We start from the raw sequence: 17,275 nt of genomic DNA on the forward strand, positions 1-17,275 counted from the left end.
CCCCCACAGCCGTCCCGAAGTCACCCCCTGTCAATTCCGTTGCGCACGCCACACGGTTAGCGTGCTGGGGCCCCCAATTTGAGGAGTTGCCCCGTGACCTCACTCACGCGCCGTGCCTTCGTCGGTACCTCCACCGCGGCCGCTGCCGCCGGACTGATCGGAGCGGCCGGTACGGCCGCCGAGGCGGCGGGTACGGATGAGAGCGCCGCCGCGGCGGTGGAAGAAAGCGGCGGGATCGGCGAGATCAAGCACATCGTCGTGCTCATGCAGGAGAACCGGAGCTTCGACCACTACTTCGGCTCCCTGCGCGGCGTCCGCGGCTTCGACGACCGGCAAGGGCTCGTCTTCCCCGACGGGTCCACCGTGCTGCGCCAGCCCGACTCAGGGCGCAAGGACGGCGGCTATCTGCTCCCGTACCGGATGGACACCACCCGCTTCAACGCGCAGAACGCCAACGGGCTCCCGCACGACTGGAAGACCAGCCACGACGCGATCAACCACGGCGCCATGAACCAGTGGATATCCGCCAAGGGCGAGCGCTGCATGGGCTACTTCACCCGCGAGGACATCCCGTACCAGTACGCGCTCGCCGACGCCTTCACCGTCGCCGACCACTACTTCGCCTCCCTGGCCGGCCCCACCGACCCCAACCGCCTCTACCTGTGGAGCGGCACCGCCGGGCCCGGCACCGACGGCACCACCGGGCCGTTCACCGACAACAGCGTCGTCACCGAGAACCCCGTCGCCGACTGGACGACCTACGCCGAGCGGCTTCAGAAGGCCGGCGTGAGCTGGCGCGTCTACCACAACCCGGGCATGGACGAGCGGTACGGCGACTACGACTGCAACGGGCTCTCGTACTTCAAGCAGTTCCACGCCTTCGCGAAGGACGACCCGCGCTACGTCAACGCCATGACCAAGTTCGACCTGTCCGCCTTCGACCGGCACTGCAAGGACGGCACCCTGCCGACCGTCTCCTGGCTCGTGTCCCCCTACCTCTTCTGCGAGCACCCGGCCGCCAGCCCCGACTACGGCGCGGACTACGTCAACACCGCCCTCCAGTCCCTCTTCGGCAACCCCGAGGTCTGGAAGCACACCGCCTTCCTCGTCATGTACGACGAGAACGACGGCTACTTCGACCACGTCGTGCCGCCCACCGCGCCCGCCGGGACCCCCGGCGAGTTCGCCGAGGGCCAGCCGATCGGGCTGGGCAACCGGGTGCCGCTGTGGGTCGTCTCGCCCTGGTCGCGCGGCGGCTGGACCAACTCGCAGGTCTTCGACCACACCTCGGTGCTGCGGCTGATGGAGCGCGTCACGGGCGTGCGCGAGCCGAACATCACCGACTGGCGGCGCGCGGTCTGCGGCGACCTCACCAGCTGCTTCGACTTCTCCGCCCCCGACTACTCCATCCCGCGCCTCCCCGACACCAAGGAGCTGGTCCGCAAGGCCGACCAGAGCAAGAAGCTGCCGCCGGTCAAGCTCCCCGGCAACGGTCAGCAGACCACGCCCGTACAGGAGCCGGGCACCCGCCCGCACCGCCCGCTGCCCTACCGGCCGGACGCGAAGACCACCGTGGACGCCCGTACGGGCAAGGTCACCTGCACCATGGGCAACCAGGGCGCGGCGGCCTTCCACTACACCGTCTTCCCCAACGCCCACCTGCCGTTCGCCGGCGCCCCGTTCACGGTCGCGCCCGGCGCGACGGCCGTCTACGAGTGGGACACGGCCAAGACGGGCGGCGCGTACGACTTCACGGTGTACGGCGCCGACGGGTTCGTACGGCGGTTCAAGGGCGCGGCGAAGGACACGGCGCGGGCGACCGCGACGGCGGAGCGGCACACCGTCCGGCTGACGCTCGGGCACACGCGGGGCGAGGAGGCGCACTTCACGCTGGAGCCCGGCGGCCACGGCGGCAAGGGCCGCACCGTCGAGGTCCAGGCCGGCCGCCCCGCCCACGTGGACTGGCCGACGGAGGACGGGCGCTACGACGTGACCGTGACCGGCGCGGACGGGTTCGTACGGCGCTGGGCCGGCACGGTCTACCAGGACTGAGCCACGGGGGAGGGGCCGTCGGGAAGGCCCCTCCCCGCCCCGGCCTCAGTTCGTGATGTCGCCGTACCCGCTGATGTCCCGCGGGTCGCGCGCCCCCGGGCCGATGTAGCGCGCCGAGGGCCGCACCAGCCGCCCCGTGCGCTTCTGCTCCAGGATGTGCGCGCTCCACCCGGCCGTACGGGCGCATGTGAACATCGACGTGAACATGTGCGCCGGCACCTCCGCGAAGTCCAGCACGATCGCCGCCCAGAACTCCACGTTGGTGGCCAGCACCCGGTCCGGGCGGCGGTTGTGCAGCTCCTCCAGCGCGGCCTTCTCCAGCGCCTGCGCCACCTCGAAGCGCGGCGCGGCCAGCTCCTTCGCCGTGCGGCGCAGCACCCGCGCGCGGGGGTCCTCGGCGCGGTAGACGCGGTGGCCGAAGCCCATGAGCCGGTCGCCGCGGTCCAGCGCCCGCTTGACGTACGCGGTCGCGTCGCCGGTCCGCTCGATCTCCTCGATCATGCCGAGGACGCGGGACGGCGCGCCGCCGTGCAGCGGCCCGGACATGGCGCCGACCGCCCCGGAGAGGGCGGCGGCGACGTCGGAGCCGGTGGAGGCGATGACGCGGGCGGTGAACGTGGAGGCGTTCATGCCGTGTTCGGCGGCGGACGTCCAGTACGCGTCGACGGCCTTGACGTGCCGGGGGTCGGGGTCACCGCGCCACCGCTTCATGAAGCGCTCGACGACGGTCTGCGCCGTGTCGATCTCCTTCTGCGGCACCATCGGCAGCCCCTGGCCGCGCGCCGACTGGGCCACGTACGACAGCGCCATCACGGCGGCGCGCGCGAGGTCGTCGCGGGCGGTGGCCTCGTCGATGTCGAGCAGCGGGCGCAGGCCCCAGACGGGCGCGAGCATCGCGAGCGCGGACTGCACGTCGACCCGGATGTCACCGGAGTGCACCGGGATGGGGAACGGCTCGGCGGGCGGCAGGCCGGGGTCGAAGGCGCCGTCCACCAGCAGCCCCCACACGTTCCCGAAGGACACGTGGCCCACCAGGTCTTCGATGTCGACGCCTCGGTAGCGGAGGGAGCCGCCTTCCTTGTCGGGCTCGGCGATCTCCGTTTCGAACGCGACGACTCCCTCTAGTCCGGGTACGAAGTCGGACATCAGGCGGCTCCTCGTGATCTGTTCGACAGGCGGTTTTTGACCAAAATGTCAGAATCTGGGTGAAGATGTGGCGTCACCGTGCGGCGACCGGCGTGCTGGTGTCGTAGCGGGTCCGCGGCTGCGTGGCGCGGCTCGCGGCCCGTGGTGCTCTTCCCGGTCATGCCCCGCGCGGCGGGTGGTCACCCAAGTGGGCGGGGACTGGTTCGGTCCGGGCGCGGCAACCGCTGCCGACCGCCCGGCACGCGGCTCCGGGCTGCGATTTTGGCGGCTCCGCGACGCACGGGGAAGAGTGATGTGCGGCACACCGGGCGATTGGGGCGGGTGAGGGTTACGGGGCGGCGCGCACGGGCAGGCTGCGCCGCGCACGCCGGGGCGGCCGCGCCTTCCGCGCCTGCCGGGCCCCTCGGGGCCTCCGGGTCCGTCGCGTCCTTCGCGCTCTTCGGGTCTTCCGGGGTCGCCACGGCCGCCGGAGCCGCCGATGCTGCAAGATGAGCGCGTGCCCGAAGCTGACGAACTCGACCCGGCCGCCATGCGCGTGCACTACCGCTCCCGCGGCCTCGCGGAGGCCGACCTGGCCCCCGGCCCGTACGAGCAGTTCCGCCGCTGGTTCGCCCAGGCCGCCGCCGGCGGGCTGTACGAGCCCAACGCCATGGTCGTCTCCACCGCCGACGCCGCCGGCCGGCCCAGCTCCCGTACGGTCCTGCTCAAGGGGTACGACGAGCGCGGCTTCGTCTTCTACACCAACTACACGTCCCGCAAGGCGGCCGAACTCGCCGCGAACCCGCACGTCTCGCTGCTCTTCCCCTGGCACTCCATCGCCCGCCAGGTCATCGTCACCGGCACCGCCGAGCGCGTCGGCCGCGACGAGACCGCCGCCTACTTCCGCACCCGCCCGTACGGCTCCCAGCTCGGCGCCTGGGCCAGCGACCAGTCCGCGGTCGTCGCGGACCGCTCACAACTCGACGCCTCCTACGCGGAGTCGGCCGCGCGCTACCCCGAGGGCGGGCAGGTGCCGGTGCCGCCGGGCTGGGGCGGCTTCCGGGTGCGCGCGGAGGCGGTGGAGTTCTGGCAGGGCCGCGAGAACCGGCTGCACGACCGGCTGCGGTACGTGCGCGAGGGGGAGTCGGGGGAGTGGAGGGTGGAGCGCCTGTGGCCGTGAGCGCGGAGGGGCGCCCCGGTCCGTACGGCCGGTGAAACGCAGGCGACCCGCGGGCCTCGGTCCCTCCGGAGAGGGAGCCGGCCGGACAAACCGGCGGCCCGCGGGTCGGGTGACTGCTGTGGATTGAGCCGACTACGCGCCGGCCCCGCACGGAGTGCGACGACGGGCCGTCAGCCCGCAGCCACCTCGCTTGTCCGGGATGAAATCACTTCCCGATCACCTCCTTTCGGCGTTAGCGGCACTCTAGGAGGCGGCTGTCGCGGGGCTCAACCGATTTTTCGAGCCGCCTGTACGAGCCGCCTGCGCGGCCCCGGCGCGGCCGGCCGCCGTCGCGCCCCTGGCGACGTGCGGTGCGCCCCTGGAGACGCGTGGTGCACCCCTCGCGGCCGAATTTCCCGGAGGCAACGATTTCGCCGAACCGGGTGTGGCGCGCGTCACGTTCGAGTTCAATATCCTCTTGTGCAGTACGCCCAAGCAGGGGGGTCGCCCAATGACTGCTTCGCAGCGTTCAGACGCATCGCACGACACACCGCACGACACACCGCCGTCCGGCCCGTCGCCCTCCGGCGCGGGTGACGGCTCCGGGCTGCTCGCCGCGCTGCTCGACGGGATGGACGCCGCGCTCTGCGCCTTCGACGCCGACGGCGTCATCACCCACTGGAACCGCGAGGCCGAGCGCATCCTCGGCTGGACGGCGCACGAGGCCGTCGGCCGCCGGGGGCTCACCGGGTGGGCCGTACGGGCGGCGGACGCCGAGGAGGTGGAGGCGCGGCTGCTGGGCGCGATGAAGACGCCGGGGCGCCATGTGCACGAGTTCGCGCTGGTGACGAAGGACGGCGGGCGGGTCCTGGTCCGTACGCAGTCCTCCGCGGTGCCGGGCGCGGACGGCGGGCCGGCCGGGGTCTACTGCGCGTTCAGCGAGGTGCACGCGCAGATCGACCTGGAGCGGTCGATCGCGCTCAGCGAGGCGCTGTTCGAGGACGCGTCGTGGGGCGTGGTCCTGGTCGACGTCGACCTGCGCCCCGCGGTCGTCAACGAACACGCCGCGGCGGCCCTGGGCGCGTCCGGCTCGGGACTGCTCGGCCGCCCCCTGGGCGAGCTGCTGGAACAGGGCGTCGAGGAACTGGAGGGCGCGCTCCAGCACGTGCTGTCCGAGGGCGCGCCCCTCGCGCCGACCGAGCTGTGGGTGACGCTGCGCGGCGGCGAAGGGCAGCGGCCCGAGCGCCGCTGCTGGCGCAGCGGCTTCCTCCGGCTCGCCTCGCCGCTTGCCGAGGAGCCGGTGCCGCTGGGCGTCGCGTGGCTGTTCCTGGACGTCACGGAGGAGCGCCTGGCCGAACAGCAGGGCGCGCGGCTGCGGTTCCGCGCCAGTCAGCTGCACCGGGCGGGGCGGGCGGTCGCGGAGTGCGAGGACCCGATGGAGGCGGCGACGCTCCAGCTCGACTTCGCGCTCGCGGGGTTCGCGGACCACGCGCTGATCGACGTGCTGACGGTGCCCGTGGCGCTGGCGGAACCGCCCGTCCGGCTCGTACGGGCGGCGCTGACGCCCGCGGGCGCGCCGGGGCCGCAGCCGCCGACGGCCCCCTGCGACATCCCGGTCGGCTACCCGGACGGCCACCCGGCGCTGCTGGCGGTGGAGCGCTGCGGCTCGGTGCGCTCCAGCGCGTCGGGCGACTCCGACGCGGCCGCCGCGCTGTGGGCGGCGGCCCGCAAATGGCCGGACGGCACGGCGCACGCCCTAAGCGTCGTGCTGCGCAGCAGGGGCCGCACGCTGGGCGCCGCCACCTTCCTGCGCGGCCCGTCCCGCCGCCCGTTCGACCGCGTGGACGCCACGTACGCGGAGGACGTGGCGGCCCGCGTCGCCGCGTCGGTGGACCTGGCGGCGGTGGTACGGGCGTGAGGACGGGCTACGGGCGCGGGCCCTGGTCCGTAGCCCGGTGGCGGTAGAAGATCCGGTCGCCGTACTCCGTCATGATCCGGCCGTTCCACTCATGGCCGCCGTCGACGTTGCCGGAGCGGAGCATCGGCGGGTCGATGCCGCGGGCGGCGAGGTTACCGGCGGCCGCGGCCATGACGGCCTGCATCAGGGCGCTGGTGACGACGGTGGAGGCGGGGGCGAAGGGGGCGCTGATGCCCTCGGCGGTGAGTTCGGCGTCCCCGAGCGCGATCTTGGTGTCGATGACGAGGTCGCAGTGGTCCTTGAGGTACGTGCCGGAGACGTGCCGGGACCTGGTCTCGGCGGCGTACGCGACCGACGTCACCCCGACGACCTTCAGGCCGAGGGCGCGGGCGTTGAGGGCCATCTCCACGGGCAGGGAGTTGCGGCCGGAGAGGGAGATGACGACGAGGACGTCGCCGGGGCGCGCGGGGCTGGTGTCGAGGACGGCCCCGGCGAGCCCGTCGACGCGCTCCAGGGCGCTGCCGAGGGTGGCGGGCATGACGTTGACGCCGACGACGCCCGGCACGGCGAGCAGGTTCATGAGGGCGAGGCCGCCGGCCCGGTAGACGACGTCCTGGGCGGGGAGCGAGGAGTGGCCGGCGCCGAAGACGAAGAGCCGGCCGCCGTCGGCGACGGTGTCCGCGAGGAGCTCGCCGGCGGCGGCGATGGGCCCGGCCTCCTCGTCGCGCACCCTCGCCAGCAGCTCGATCGCGGCGTCGAGGAACCGGCCGCCGAGCGCGGCCCCGGCCGGCCCGGACGCGTCGGAACTGTCGGAGCCGTTCGCCGCGGCACGCGTGGCAGCACTCATCGCAGCAGGAGCCTTTCCGTCGGTGCGTACTCTGGTGGCGCGGATCACGTTGCGGTCTGGACCAGCGCCCTGTCAATACAGCCCGCGGCCTGGCGCCGGAGCACGCCCGTGATGCCGCTGTGACGCCCCCATGGCCTCGGTGCCGTCGTGCGCGGCCGGCGAACGGCGCCGTTGTCAGTGGGATGCGTCAGAATTGAGTTCAGGGCCACCGCACGACGGATCGAGGGACACCCATGTCCGGACTGATCGACACTACGGAGATGTATCTCCGCACCATCCTTGAGCTGGAGGAGGAGGGTGTGGTCCCGATGCGCGCCCGAATCGCGGAACGGCTCGACCAGAGCGGCCCGACGGTCAGCCAGACGGTCGCGCGCATGGAGCGCGACGGCCTGGTCACGGTCGCCGGGGACCGCCACCTGGAGCTGACGGAGGAGGGCCGGCGGCTGGCGACGCGCGTGATGCGCAAGCACCGGCTCGCCGAGTGTCTGCTCGTCGACGTGATCGGGCTGGAGTGGGAGCAGGTGCACGCGGAGGCGTGCCGCTGGGAGCACGTGATGAGCGAGGCGGTGGAGCGGCGCGTGCTGGAGCTGCTGCGCCATCCCACGGAGTCGCCGTACGGCAACCCCATCCCGGGCCTGGAGGAGCTGGGCGAGAAGGCCGAGGCCGACCCGTTCCTCAACGACGGCATGGTCAGCCTCATGGAGCTGGAGCCGGGCGCGGGCGGCAAGACCGTGGTGGTGCGGCGGATCGGCGAGCCCATCCAGATGGACGCGCAGCTGATGTACACGCTGCGCCGCGCCGGGGTGCAGCCGGGCGCGGTGGTGAGCGTGACGGAGTCGGCCGGCGGGGTGCTGGTGGGCAGCAGCGGCGAGGCGGCGGAGCTGGAGGCGGACATCGCCTCGCATGTCTTCGTGGCCAAGCGCTGACGCGGTCTCCCGGCTCTGCCGGGCGCCTTCGCGGCGGGCGCCGATGCGCGCGGCCGCGGGGGCGCTGTGCTGTGCCGCGGGGCGGGGCGCGGCGTCGCCCGTGCCGTCGGCGTCGCCGGGAACCCGCCTCGTGCCCGTCGTGAATTCGGGCCGTGACGTGCGCCAATTCCCTTGAGCCGAACCGGAGTTGTCGGAATCGGCGCGGGCGGGCCGCAGGCATGCCACGCTGTCGCTCAGCAGGTGCGCGCACGTGCCGTGTGCGATTGACCTGAGCTGGGGGCTGACGTGGGCGGCGCTCTGACAGCCAGGGCCCCGGCGCCTCAGGCTGCCGGGGCCCCGCCTCCCCATGCTCCCCCGAGGCGACCCGGAGCCCCGAGCTCCCAAGGTCTCCCCTCGCGGACCCTCATCCCCGAGCGGTCCGCCTCCCGGACGATGTCTCCCCTGAGCGGCGGCGGCCAACCCTGGCCCGTCGTCACTCGAACGAGGGGTGTTGCTCGGCATAACGGTGTATTCGAATGAAGGTTCGATAGTGTGGGGCTGTTCGTGGTTGGAGCTGCCCGGGGGATGGATGGGGGTGCCAGGACTGATGGCGCGGCGTATCGACGTGACAGGGGCGGGCGATGTGCGCCTCGCGGCCTGGGAATTCGCCGACCTGCCCAAGGCGGGCGGCCGGGACGGGGAGGGCGGCCGCTCCTCGGTGCTGTTACTGCACGGCCTGATGGGGCGCGCCTCGCACTGGGCGGAGACGGCGCGCTGGCTGGCGACGCGGTACCGCGCGGTCGCCCTCGACCAGCGCGGGCACGGCCGCAGCGAGAAGCCGTCGGACGGCCCGTACACTCGCGACGCGTACGTATCCGACGTGGAGGCGACCGTCGAGCAGCTCGGGCTCGCGCCGGTCGTCCTCGTCGGCCACTCGATGGGCGCGCTCACCGCCTGGCAGTTCGCGGCCCGCCGCCCCGATCTCGTACGGGCCCTGGTCATCAGCGACATGCGGGCCTCGGCGCTCGGCCCGGCCTCGCAGAAGGAGTGGGCCGCCTGGTTCAAGTCCTGGCCGGTGCCGTTCGCGACGCTCGCGGACGTACGGAAGTGGTTCGGCGAGGACGATCCGACGCTGGAGCGGCCCAAGCCGGCGCGGGGCGACTTCTACGCCGAGGTGATGTCCGAGCGCGCGGACGGCTGGCGGCCGGTCTTCTCCCGCCGCCAGATGCTGGCCTCCCGCGTGACCTGGGTCCGCGACGCGCACTGGGACGACCTCGCCCTGGTCGAGTGCCCCACCCTCGTCGTCCGCGGCCTCGACGGCGAGCTGGGTCGGGCCGAGGCCCAGGAAATGGTCCGCGTCCTCCCCCGGGGCCAGTACGCGGAGGTCCCGGACGCCGGACACTTCGTCCACTACGACAGCCCGGAGGGCTGGCGCCAGGTGGTCGACCCGTTCCTCGCCGCGGTCGCGCCGACCTGACGGGCGCGGACGGCTGCCGGGATCACAGGGGCCAGGGGGTGACCTGCGTGATGTACAGGCGTTCCTGGCGGACGATGACCAGATACTCGAACATCCCGCACGGCAGGATCTCCGTCTGCAGGGGAGGCGACTGGCCCTGGAAGGACGTTCCGTCGAGGTAGAGCGCCGCCGCCGCGCGCAGCAGTTCGTCGGCGCGTTCCTCGACCTGGGCGACGAAGGCGAGGTCGGGCGTGTCGCCGATGATGGAGCGCGGGTCGGGGAAGTACTCCCAGTTCCACTCACTCACCGGTGTCACCGGTGTCACCGGCGACCGCCGCGCGGGCGGCGTTCATGATGGCCCTGATCTCGTCCATCGCGGCCTGCCAGGCCGGATCGCTGTTGTCGAGTTCCTGGGCCGCCCGCTCGGCCGCGTGCAGTCGGCGGGCGAGGTCGGGGCGGCGCTCGATCTCGATGACGGCTGCCCACTTCAGCTGGAACATGGCGATCGGCCCGAAGCTGTTGGACTGGGTGGCCATCGTGAAGACGGTGTCCCGCTCGGTCGTCATCTCGGGCAGCCGGGACGGGGCGACCTGGGCCAGGGCGGTGCGTAGCGCGGGGAATGTCTTCTCCGGTCTGGGGATCAACTCTCCGCCGCCGTGTACAGGTTGCGAGCTCATGTCTCCGCTGCCTCCTCCCAAGGGCGCCTCCTCCAAGGGGCGCCCGGCCACCGTACGGCAGCCGGGGCGGGCGGGGCGGACGGCGAGCGTATGGGGCCGGGTCGGTGCCGGGGATGTCCGGTTGGGTGCGCGGGGGTTCGTATGGGGTGCGGATTCGGCCGGGATGTGGCGCGTGCGCGGCCCGGACGTGGCTGGTGAACAGGCCGTATGCGGCCGGGCGGCGCAGGGGCGTGAGGTGAATTCGGCCGATCGCGGGAGTCAATTCAACAGGTGTTGACATGCGTCCGCGGGCGGGTGTGCACTGGAAGTCAACAACCGTTGGCCAACAGGTGTTGGCGTCGGTGGACCGGGAGGCGTCATGTCATCGCGCAGCACTCGCACCACCCGTACCGCCCGCATTGCCCGCAACGCGGAGACCGCCCCCGCGCAGGGCGGGGCGGGGGAGCGCCCCGCGTCCGGCGCGGACGTCGTCGTCGTGGGGGCGGGGCCCACGGGGCTGCTGCTCGCCGGGGATCTCGCCGCCGCCGGGGTCCGCGTCGTACTGCTGGAGCGGCGCTCGCTGGAGTCCAACCTCTCCCGCGCCATCGCCGTGCACGCCCGCACCCTGGAGGTGCTGGACATGCGGGGCATCGCCGAAGACCTCCTCGCGACCGGCGAGTTCATCCCCACCCTGCGCGTCATCGGTGCCCCGCTGGAGCTCTTCCGGCTGCCGACGCGCTTCGCCGGCGTGCTGATGACCCCTCAGTACGAGACCGAGCGCGTCCTGGAGGCGCGGGCCGTCCGGCTCGGCGCCGACATCCGGTACGGAGCCGAGGCCGTGGCGCTGCGCCGGCACGGCGACGGCGTCGAACTGGACGTACGCACCGACGCGGGCGCCGAGACGGTGCGCGCCGGCTACGCGGTCGGCGCCGACGGGGTGCGCAGCATGGTGCGGCAGGCCCTCGGGCTGCCGTTCCCCGGCCGGTCCGTGCTCCGCTCCGTCATGCTGGCCGACGTCCGGCTGCGGTCCGCCCCCGCGCACTCGCCCATCGCCGCCTCCGCCCGCGCGGGTATCGCCTTCATCGCGTCGCTCGGGGACGGCTGGTACCGCGTCATCGCCTGGGACCGGGACCGGCAGCCGCCCGTGGACACGCCCGTCGGCCTGGAGGAGATCCGCACCGTCACCCGCGGCGCGTTCGGCACCGACTTCGGCATGCACGACGCCCGCTGGACCTCGCGCTTCCACAGCGACGAACGCCAGGCCCCGCACTACCGCGTGGGCCGCGTCTTCCTCGCCGGGGACGCCGCCCACGTGCACTCGCCCGCCGGCGGCATGGGCATGAACACCGGCCTCCAGGACGCCGCCAACCTCGGCTGGAAGCTCGCCGCGGCCGTACAGGGCCGGGCCGGCGCCGCCCTCCTCGACAGCTACGAGGCGGAACGGCACCCCGTCGGCAAGCTCGTCCTGCGGCTCAGCGGAGCGATCCTGCGCGGCGCGGTGATCCGGCCCGCCGCGCTGCGCGCCGCCCGCGCCGCCGCGATCGACATCGCGATGCGGGCCGAGCCCGTGCGGCGCCGCGCCGCCATGGCGGTCTCCGGCATCGGCGTCGGCTACCCGGCCCCGCCCGGCGCCCACCCGCTCACCGGCCGCCGCGCCCCCGATCTGCCGCTCGCCGGCGGCGGTACGGGCGCGGGCGACGCGGGAGAGGGTGGAGAGGGCAAGGAGCCCACGCGGCTGTACGAGGCGATGCGCGATGGCGGGTTCGTACGGGTCGTGCCGCGCGCCCACGGCGGAGGCGATGACGGGGCCGGCGACCTGTCGGCCGTACGGACCACCGTCCGCCGCGCCGACGCCGCCCCGACCACGCTCCTCGTGCGCCCCGACGGGTACGTGGCCTGGGCGAGCGACCGGCCGGACCCGGCCGGGCTGCGCGCCGCGCTGGCCGCCCTCACCGGGTCGGCGGGCTGAGCCACCCCGCCGACCGGGCCCCGCCCGTACCCCGGAAGGACGAGAAAGGTCCCGTCCTTCCGGGACCAAAGACCCTCCGCCGACCCGCCCTCCCGCGCGTCTGTCCGGATGTACGCCCGTACTGGACGTACGACCGCGGACGACCGGAAGGAGGGTCAGGCTGTGTGCTCGGCGAGCCGTCGCCCCAGGTACGCACGACAATGGCGGGGCACCTGACAATGCCCTCTATATGACGTTTCATCCGTATTGTCGTCCGTACTGACGCCCCGCCTGGAAGTTTCGTGCAGCCTCTCCTCGCCCCGCTTCTCCGGCGCCCGGCCGTCGCCGCCGCGCTGGCGACGGCGACCGCGCTGGCCACGGTCACCGGCTGCGGCGCCGGGGCCGGCGGCGAACCCGTCAGCGCCGGTACGACCGCCCCGGCCGCCGCCCCGTCCCCGCTGTGGCCCGGCCGCACCCCGGCCGCCGTGCCCACCGCCGAGGACCAGGGGAAGGTGCCCTCCACCGTCGTCCCCGGCTTCCGCCGGGTGCCCTCCGAGAACATCCGCGAGGTCGACCCGCTCGCCGTCGTCAAGGCCGAGCTCGCCGCCCATCCGGGCGAGGTCACCGGCGCGGACGGGATGGACGCGGCGACCGCGCGCAAACTGGCCGCCTGCTCCGCCGGAAAACCCGGCTGCCCCCTCCTCGCCCCCGTCCACCGCGACATCACCGGCAACGGCAAGGACGACCTGATCCTCGGCTTCGAGATGGAGGACGGGCTGCTGGGGCTGCGCTGCTACACCTTCGTGCACGGCGTGCTCACCCGCATCATGGCCACCGCCGTCCACCCCACCTCGGTGGAGGTCGCGGGCCGCGACCTCATCGTGTGGGAGCCCTCGCCGACCCCCAACTACGCCATCCGCTCCGTCTACTCCTGGGACTCGCACCGCCACTACATGGAGCTCCAGAGCGACGAGGTCCGGCGCACCGACGCCTCCGGCCGGCCCACGACGCCGGCGCGCCGATGACGGCCCGGCGGCCGGGACCGCGTGCGCGGCGTCAGGGCCGGTCGCAGCCTCGGTCGGCGGAGCGGGAGCGGCGGCGGGGCCGGCCGACGTGGTTCCGGCTCGCCCGCTCCGGCTCCCTCTACGCGAAGTTCACGCTCTTCCTCGCCGTCATGTGCTGCATCGTCGCCGCCGTGCTCGGCACCCTCGTGCACGTCATCGTCACCCGGCAGACCGTCCACCAGGCCCGTTCCGAGGCCCTGTCCCGGCTCGACATCGCCGCACGCTCGTACGTCGCCGGCGACCGGCTGCGCCCCGAGGCCGCCCTCGACGCGCCCGAACTCCCCGACGCGCTGCGGAAGATGGCGCTGCGCGGCGAACGCGGCACCGCGCTCGGCTCCTTCGAGGGCGAACCCGCCATGTGGGCGGCGGGCCCCGCCGACGGCAAGGCGCTGACCGTGAAGATCGACTACCGGCGCAGCGCCGAGACCATCAGCGGGCTCGACCGCGCCATCGTCGTCTCCTCGGCCCTGGCGATCGTCGGAACCCTCGTCATCGGGGTGTTCGCCGTCTCCCGCGTCACCCGGCGGCTGCACCGCACCGCCGACGTGGCGCGGCGGATCAGCGCGGGCGACCTCGACGCCAGGGTCGGCGATCCGCGCACCGCCGATCTCAGCCGGCAGCAGGACGAGGTGGCGGCCGTGTCCGCCGCCCTCGACGCCATGGCCGGCACGCTCCAGGCCCGGCTCCAGAGCGAACAGCGGTTCACCGCCGACGTCGCGCACGAACTGCGCACCCCGCTCGCCGGGTTGCAGGCCTCCTCCGACCTGCTGCCGCCGGGGCGGCCGACCGAGCTCGTACGGGACCGGGTGCAGGCGCTGCGCCGGCTCACCGAGGACCTGCTGGAGATCTCCCGGCTGGACTCGCTCACCGAGCGGGCCGACCTCGACGCGCACCAGTTGGGGCGGCTGGCCGAGCGGGCGGTACGGGCGTCCGGGCTGCCGGCCGAGGTGCGCGTCGTGCACGACGCGTGCGTGATGACGGACCGCCGGCGGCTTGAGCGGGTGCTCGGCAATCTGCTCTCGAACGCGCATCGGCACGGGCTGCCGCCGGTGGTGGTGACGGTGGACGGGCCCGTGATCACTGTTCGCGATCACGGGGAGGGGTATCCGGCGTATCTCCTGGACCACGGGCCGCAGCGGTTCCGTACCGAGCCGACGGCCGCGCGGGGCGGCCTGGGGAAGGGGCATGGGCTGGGGTTGACGATCGCTGTGGGGCAGGCGCGGATCATCGGGGCGGAGTTGGAGTTCTCCAACGATGTCGGGGGCGGGGCGGTGAGTACGCTTCGGCTGCCGGTGGGGCCAAGGTAGTTACGGGGCTACAGCCCCTTGGCCCCGTGTCCTCAATCGCCGGACGGGCTGGATCGGGCCGGCCTCTTCGGGGCTCCGCCCCGGACCCCGGTCCTCAATCGCCGGACGGGCTGTTGGGGCTGGGCTTTGTGTCCTCCATCGTCGGCCGGGCTGATTCGGCCGGGCATCGGTGTCCTCAAGCGCCTGGCGGGCGGACATGGCCGGGCCCGGGTTTCCGTTGCTTCAGCGGGAACCCGGGCCCAGTGCCTGGCGAAGCTGCCGGTCTCAGCCCTTGCTCACCGCCGCCAGGATCTCCGGGAGGCGGTTGGCCGCCTTCGGGGCCGCGAGGCGCAGGCCCGCGTATGCGACGGTCAGGCCGTAGGCCGCGCCCACCGGGAGTACCAGCCACAGCAGGCCATGGGCGTCCGCTACGTGGAGCCAGATGGTGAGGGCGAGGACGGGGGCGGTCAGGAGGGCGCCGGTGAGCATGCCGCCCAGGATGCTGAGGGAGGCGATGCCGGCCTGGCCCGGTGCGACGTTCTTGTTGCCTTCGGAGGGGATGGAGTACGGGGCCAGGGCCGAGGAGAGGGCGCCGGTGCACACGAGGGCGCCGAGGAGGGCGAGGGCGATGCCGTACGCCTCGGGGAACTCGGACCACTGGTGCAGGGCGACGGCGGCGCCGACCACGACGAGGGAGACGTACGGGACGGCGAGCAGCGCGATCGTCAGGGCCCGCGCCCGCAGTTCGACGTACGCGTCGCGCGGCGTGGAGATCGTCTGGGCGACCATCCAGAAAGCGGAGGTGTCCTGGCCGAACTGGTTGTACATCTGCATGCCGAGGAGCCCCGCCGCCCAGCACGCCGTGTAGAGGCTGCCGTTGCCCTGTACGGCCGTGACGATGGGGAGGAGCAGGCCGACGCCCAGGGCGGCGGCCCAGGACATCTTGGTCTTCGGGTCGCGCCACGCGTAGCGCAGCGAGCGCAGCATGACCGTGCCCGTACGGCCCGAGGGCAGCAGGCGCAGCAGCCCGCGCTCGGAGGACGACCGGCGCGCGGTGTCCTTCTCCACGGCCTGGAGGGTGGAGGAGTCGGGGGCGGTCATCAGGGTGGTGAGCGTGCGCTGCCACCACCACAGCAGCAGGACGAGCGCCAGTACGGTCAGGGCCAGGCCGGCGGCGGCGCGCCCGTACGAGCCCCGGCTCGCGGCGTCCACGGCGTCGAGCGCGGAGGCGGGCGGGATCCAGCGGACGACCGTGGCCACGGGCTCCAGGACGCCGAGCCCGTCGGGGCCGGTCAGTTTCTGGACGCCGAGGTTGACGCCCTGCGCGCCGATGGCGATGAACAGGCCGCTGAGGACGGCGAGGTCGCGGCCGCGCCGGCTGGTGAGCAGCCGCACGTTGGCGGTGGCGACGGCGCGTGCGAGGGCCACGCAGACCAGCCCCGCCAGCAGCACGGCGAGGACGCCGACGGCGGTGGCGGCGGCGCCGTGCGCGAGGGCGATCACCGAGCCGACGGCCACGGCGAGGGTGAAGACGGGGCCGATGCCGATCATCGAGGTGACCAGCAGCGCGGTGATCAGCGGGCGCGGCCGCAGCGGCAGCATGGCCAGCCGGGTCGGGTCGAGCGTCTCGTCCCCGGAGGGGAAGAACAGCGGCATCGCCGCCCAGCCCAGCGCGACGATCGTGATGAGCGGGGTGACGAGGGCCGCCGCGTGGTCGTTGCCGCGCAGCGCGACGAGGCCCAGCAGGACCAGGGCCGCGAAGAACAGCGTGAAGACGAGCGAGGTGACGTAGACGGCGGTGCGGCCGGAGGACTGGCGCAGGCCGTTGCGGAGCAGCGACAGCTTCAGCCGTACGAACACGGGGGTCAGGGACGTCAGGGCCGGGGACCCGGCGCGGGCCGGGGCGGCGGCGGGCGCGGGGGCGGGGGCGGTGGACCGGGTGCTCATCGGGCGCCGCCGCCCAGCCAGTCCAGGTTCTGCGAGCCGGCCAGGCGCCGGTTCGCGCCGACGAGTTCCAGGAACGCGTTCTGGAGGCTGTCCGCGTCGCCCCGTACCTCCCCGGTCGGGCCCTGGGCGCGGATGCGGCCCGCGGCCATCACCGCGACCCACGAGCACAGCGACTCCACCAGCTCCATCACATGGCTGGAGAAGACGACGGTCGCGCCCGAGGCGGTGTAGCGCTCCAGCACGCCGCGGATGGTCTGCGCGGAGACCGGGTCGACGCCTTCGAAGGGCTCGTCGAGGAAGAGGACCTCGGGGTTGTGCAGCAGGGCGCAGGCGAGCCCGATCTTCTTGCGCATGCCGGTCGAGTAGTCGACGACGAGTTTGTGCTGCGCGCCCGCCAGGTCGAGTACGTCCAGGAGCTGGGTGGCGCGCGCGTCGACCTCGTCGCCGGGCAGGCCGCGGAGCCGCCCGGTGTAGGCGAGGAGTTCGCGGCCGGAGAGCCGTTCGAAGAGCCGCAGCCCCTCCGGCAGCACGCCGATCCGCGACTTGACCGCCACGGGGTCCCGCCACACGTCGTGGCCGCCGATCTCGACGCTGCCCGAGTCGGGGCGGAGCAGCCCGGTGACCATGGAGAGGGTCGTCGTCTTGCCCGCGCCGTTGGGGCCGACGAGCCCGATGAACTGGCCGGCGGGCAGCTCCAGGTCGATGCCCGCGACGGCGACCTGCTCCCCGAACTTCTTCCACAGGCCGCTGATCCGCACGGCGGCCGTGCCGGGCCCCGGGCCCCTGTCCGTACCGGCTCCGGTCCCGCCCCCGCCGGCCGTGCCCCCGCCGTCGCCGCCGACTGCTCCGGCCGCTGCGTCCTGCACCACTGTGATGCCCCCTTGTTCCCCGTCGACTGATCACAGGGGGTGG

The 17,275-nt window shown here is 73.7% G+C and carries 14 protein-coding genes; 8 read left to right on the forward strand and 6 right to left on the reverse strand.

Going from position 1 to position 17,275, the window contains the following annotated elements; all coding sequences use genetic code 11:
* Nucleotides 1-93 precede the first annotated feature (93 nt).
* The gene (locus tag AB0I49_RS09890) at nt 94-2,052 is read left to right on the forward strand and encodes a phosphocholine-specific phospholipase C (protein WP_363226328.1); all 1,959 of its coding nucleotides are present in this window, start codon (nt 94-96) and stop codon (nt 2,050-2,052) included.
* Between the two features lie 45 nt (nt 2,053-2,097).
* On the opposite strand, the gene AB0I49_RS09895 is transcribed toward AB0I49_RS09890, so the two are convergent.
* Nucleotides 2,098-3,198, reverse strand: coding sequence for a citrate synthase 2 (locus AB0I49_RS09895; RefSeq protein WP_363226329.1), 1,101 nt, complete (start codon nt 3,196-3,198; stop codon nt 2,098-2,100).
* Between the two features lie 478 nt (nt 3,199-3,676).
* Between AB0I49_RS09895 and pdxH the strand changes: the two genes are divergently transcribed.
* Both pdxH and AB0I49_RS09905 read left to right on the forward strand, forming a co-directional pair.
* On the forward strand, nt 3,677-4,357 hold the full coding sequence (gene pdxH / locus AB0I49_RS09900) for a pyridoxamine 5'-phosphate oxidase (RefSeq protein ID WP_363226330.1): 681 nt from the start codon (nt 3,677-3,679) through the stop codon (nt 4,355-4,357).
* Nucleotides 4,358-4,847: 490 nt separating this feature from the next.
* Complete coding sequence (locus tag AB0I49_RS09905) at nt 4,848-6,254, forward strand: PAS domain-containing protein (protein ID WP_363226332.1); 1,407 nt, start codon at nt 4,848-4,850, stop codon at nt 6,252-6,254.
* Between the two features lie 7 nt (nt 6,255-6,261).
* On the opposite strand, the gene AB0I49_RS09910 is transcribed toward AB0I49_RS09905, so the two are convergent.
* Nucleotides 6,262-7,101, reverse strand: a complete 840-nt coding sequence (locus tag AB0I49_RS09910) for an SIS domain-containing protein (protein WP_363226333.1) — start codon at nt 7,099-7,101, stop codon at nt 6,262-6,264.
* A gap of 233 nt (nt 7,102-7,334) precedes the next feature.
* Between AB0I49_RS09910 and AB0I49_RS09915 the strand changes: the two genes are divergently transcribed.
* Nucleotides 7,335-8,027: a metal-dependent transcriptional regulator gene (locus tag AB0I49_RS09915; protein WP_363131608.1), complete on the forward strand. Its 693-nt coding sequence runs from the start codon at nt 7,335-7,337 to the stop codon at nt 8,025-8,027.
* 586 nt (nt 8,028-8,613) lie between these two features.
* A complete protein-coding gene (locus AB0I49_RS09920; protein WP_363226334.1) occupies nt 8,614-9,483 on the forward strand; it encodes an alpha/beta hydrolase in 870 nt (289 codons plus the stop codon).
* A gap of 22 nt (nt 9,484-9,505) precedes the next feature.
* On the opposite strand, the gene AB0I49_RS09925 is transcribed toward AB0I49_RS09920, so the two are convergent.
* Nucleotides 9,506-9,769: a hypothetical protein gene (locus AB0I49_RS09925; RefSeq protein WP_363226335.1), complete on the reverse strand. Its 264-nt coding sequence runs from the start codon at nt 9,767-9,769 to the stop codon at nt 9,506-9,508.
* Nucleotides 9,762-10,139, reverse strand: a complete 378-nt coding sequence (locus AB0I49_RS09930) for a hypothetical protein (RefSeq protein ID WP_363226336.1) — start codon at nt 10,137-10,139, stop codon at nt 9,762-9,764. The genes AB0I49_RS09925 and AB0I49_RS09930 overlap by 8 nt, the downstream gene beginning before the upstream one ends.
* Nucleotides 10,140-10,497: 358 nt before the next feature.
* Here AB0I49_RS09930 and AB0I49_RS09935 point away from each other — a divergent pair, with 358 nt between their 5' ends.
* The 3 genes from AB0I49_RS09935 (at nt 10,498) to AB0I49_RS09945 (ending at nt 14,437) form a co-directional block, all read left to right on the forward strand.
* Nucleotides 10,498-12,087 carry an FAD-dependent monooxygenase gene (locus tag AB0I49_RS09935; protein WP_363226337.1) on the forward strand — a complete coding sequence of 530 codons (1,590 nt, stop codon included), beginning with the start codon at nt 10,498-10,500 and terminating at the stop codon, nt 12,085-12,087.
* A 281-nt stretch (nt 12,088-12,368) separates the two neighbouring features.
* Nucleotides 12,369-13,091 carry a hypothetical protein gene (locus tag AB0I49_RS09940; RefSeq protein ID WP_363226338.1) on the forward strand — a complete coding sequence of 241 codons (723 nt, stop codon included), beginning with the start codon at nt 12,369-12,371 and terminating at the stop codon, nt 13,089-13,091.
* On the forward strand, nt 13,088-14,437 hold the full coding sequence (locus AB0I49_RS09945; protein WP_363226339.1) for a HAMP domain-containing sensor histidine kinase: 1,350 nt from the start codon (nt 13,088-13,090) through the stop codon (nt 14,435-14,437). Before AB0I49_RS09940 ends, AB0I49_RS09945 begins: the two co-directional genes overlap by 4 nt.
* Before the next feature lie 264 nt (nt 14,438-14,701).
* Here the strand turns inward: AB0I49_RS09945 and AB0I49_RS09950 are convergent, their stop codons facing one another.
* Together AB0I49_RS09950 and AB0I49_RS09955 are read right to left on the reverse strand one after the other, a co-directional pair.
* Nucleotides 14,702-16,363, reverse strand: coding sequence for a transporter (locus AB0I49_RS09950; RefSeq protein ID WP_363226340.1), 1,662 nt, complete (start codon nt 16,361-16,363; stop codon nt 14,702-14,704).
* The gene (locus tag AB0I49_RS09955; RefSeq protein ID WP_363226410.1) at nt 16,360-17,121 is read right to left on the reverse strand and encodes an ABC transporter ATP-binding protein; all 762 of its coding nucleotides are present in this window, start codon (nt 17,119-17,121) and stop codon (nt 16,360-16,362) included. The genes AB0I49_RS09950 and AB0I49_RS09955 overlap by 4 nt, the downstream gene beginning before the upstream one ends.
* Between the last annotated feature and the right edge of the window lie 154 nt (nt 17,122-17,275).

This window comes from Streptomyces sp. NPDC050617, from assembly GCF_040654795.1.
In the GTDB taxonomy this organism is placed as follows: Bacteria; Actinomycetota; Actinomycetes; order Streptomycetales; family Streptomycetaceae; genus Streptomyces.

Bases quoted from the DNA above. Each gene is read 5' to 3' on its own strand.
- AB0I49_RS09910 (WP_363226333.1), bottom strand. From the start codon at position 7,101: ATGAGTGCTGCCACGCGTGCCGCGGCGAACGGCTCCGACAGTTCCGAC.
- AB0I49_RS09945 (WP_363226339.1), top strand. From the start codon at position 13,088: ATGACGGCCCGGCGGCCGGGACCGCGTGCGCGGCGTCAGGGCCGGTCG.
- AB0I49_RS09895 (WP_363226329.1), bottom strand. From the start codon at position 3,198: ATGTCCGACTTCGTACCCGGACTAGAGGGAGTCGTCGCGTTCGAAACG.
- AB0I49_RS09950 (WP_363226340.1), bottom strand. From the start codon at position 16,363: ATGAGCACCCGGTCCACCGCCCCCGCCCCCGCGCCCGCCGCCGCCCCG.
- AB0I49_RS09930 (WP_363226336.1), bottom strand. From the start codon at position 10,139: ATGAGCTCGCAACCTGTACACGGCGGCGGAGAGTTGATCCCCAGACCG.
- AB0I49_RS09920 (WP_363226334.1), top strand. From the start codon at position 8,614: ATGGCGCGGCGTATCGACGTGACAGGGGCGGGCGATGTGCGCCTCGCG.
- pdxH (WP_363226330.1), top strand. From the start codon at position 3,677: ATGCTGCAAGATGAGCGCGTGCCCGAAGCTGACGAACTCGACCCGGCC.
- AB0I49_RS09915 (WP_363131608.1), top strand. From the start codon at position 7,335: ATGTCCGGACTGATCGACACTACGGAGATGTATCTCCGCACCATCCTT.
- AB0I49_RS09935 (WP_363226337.1), top strand. From the start codon at position 10,498: ATGTCATCGCGCAGCACTCGCACCACCCGTACCGCCCGCATTGCCCGC.
- AB0I49_RS09905 (WP_363226332.1), top strand. From the start codon at position 4,848: ATGACTGCTTCGCAGCGTTCAGACGCATCGCACGACACACCGCACGAC.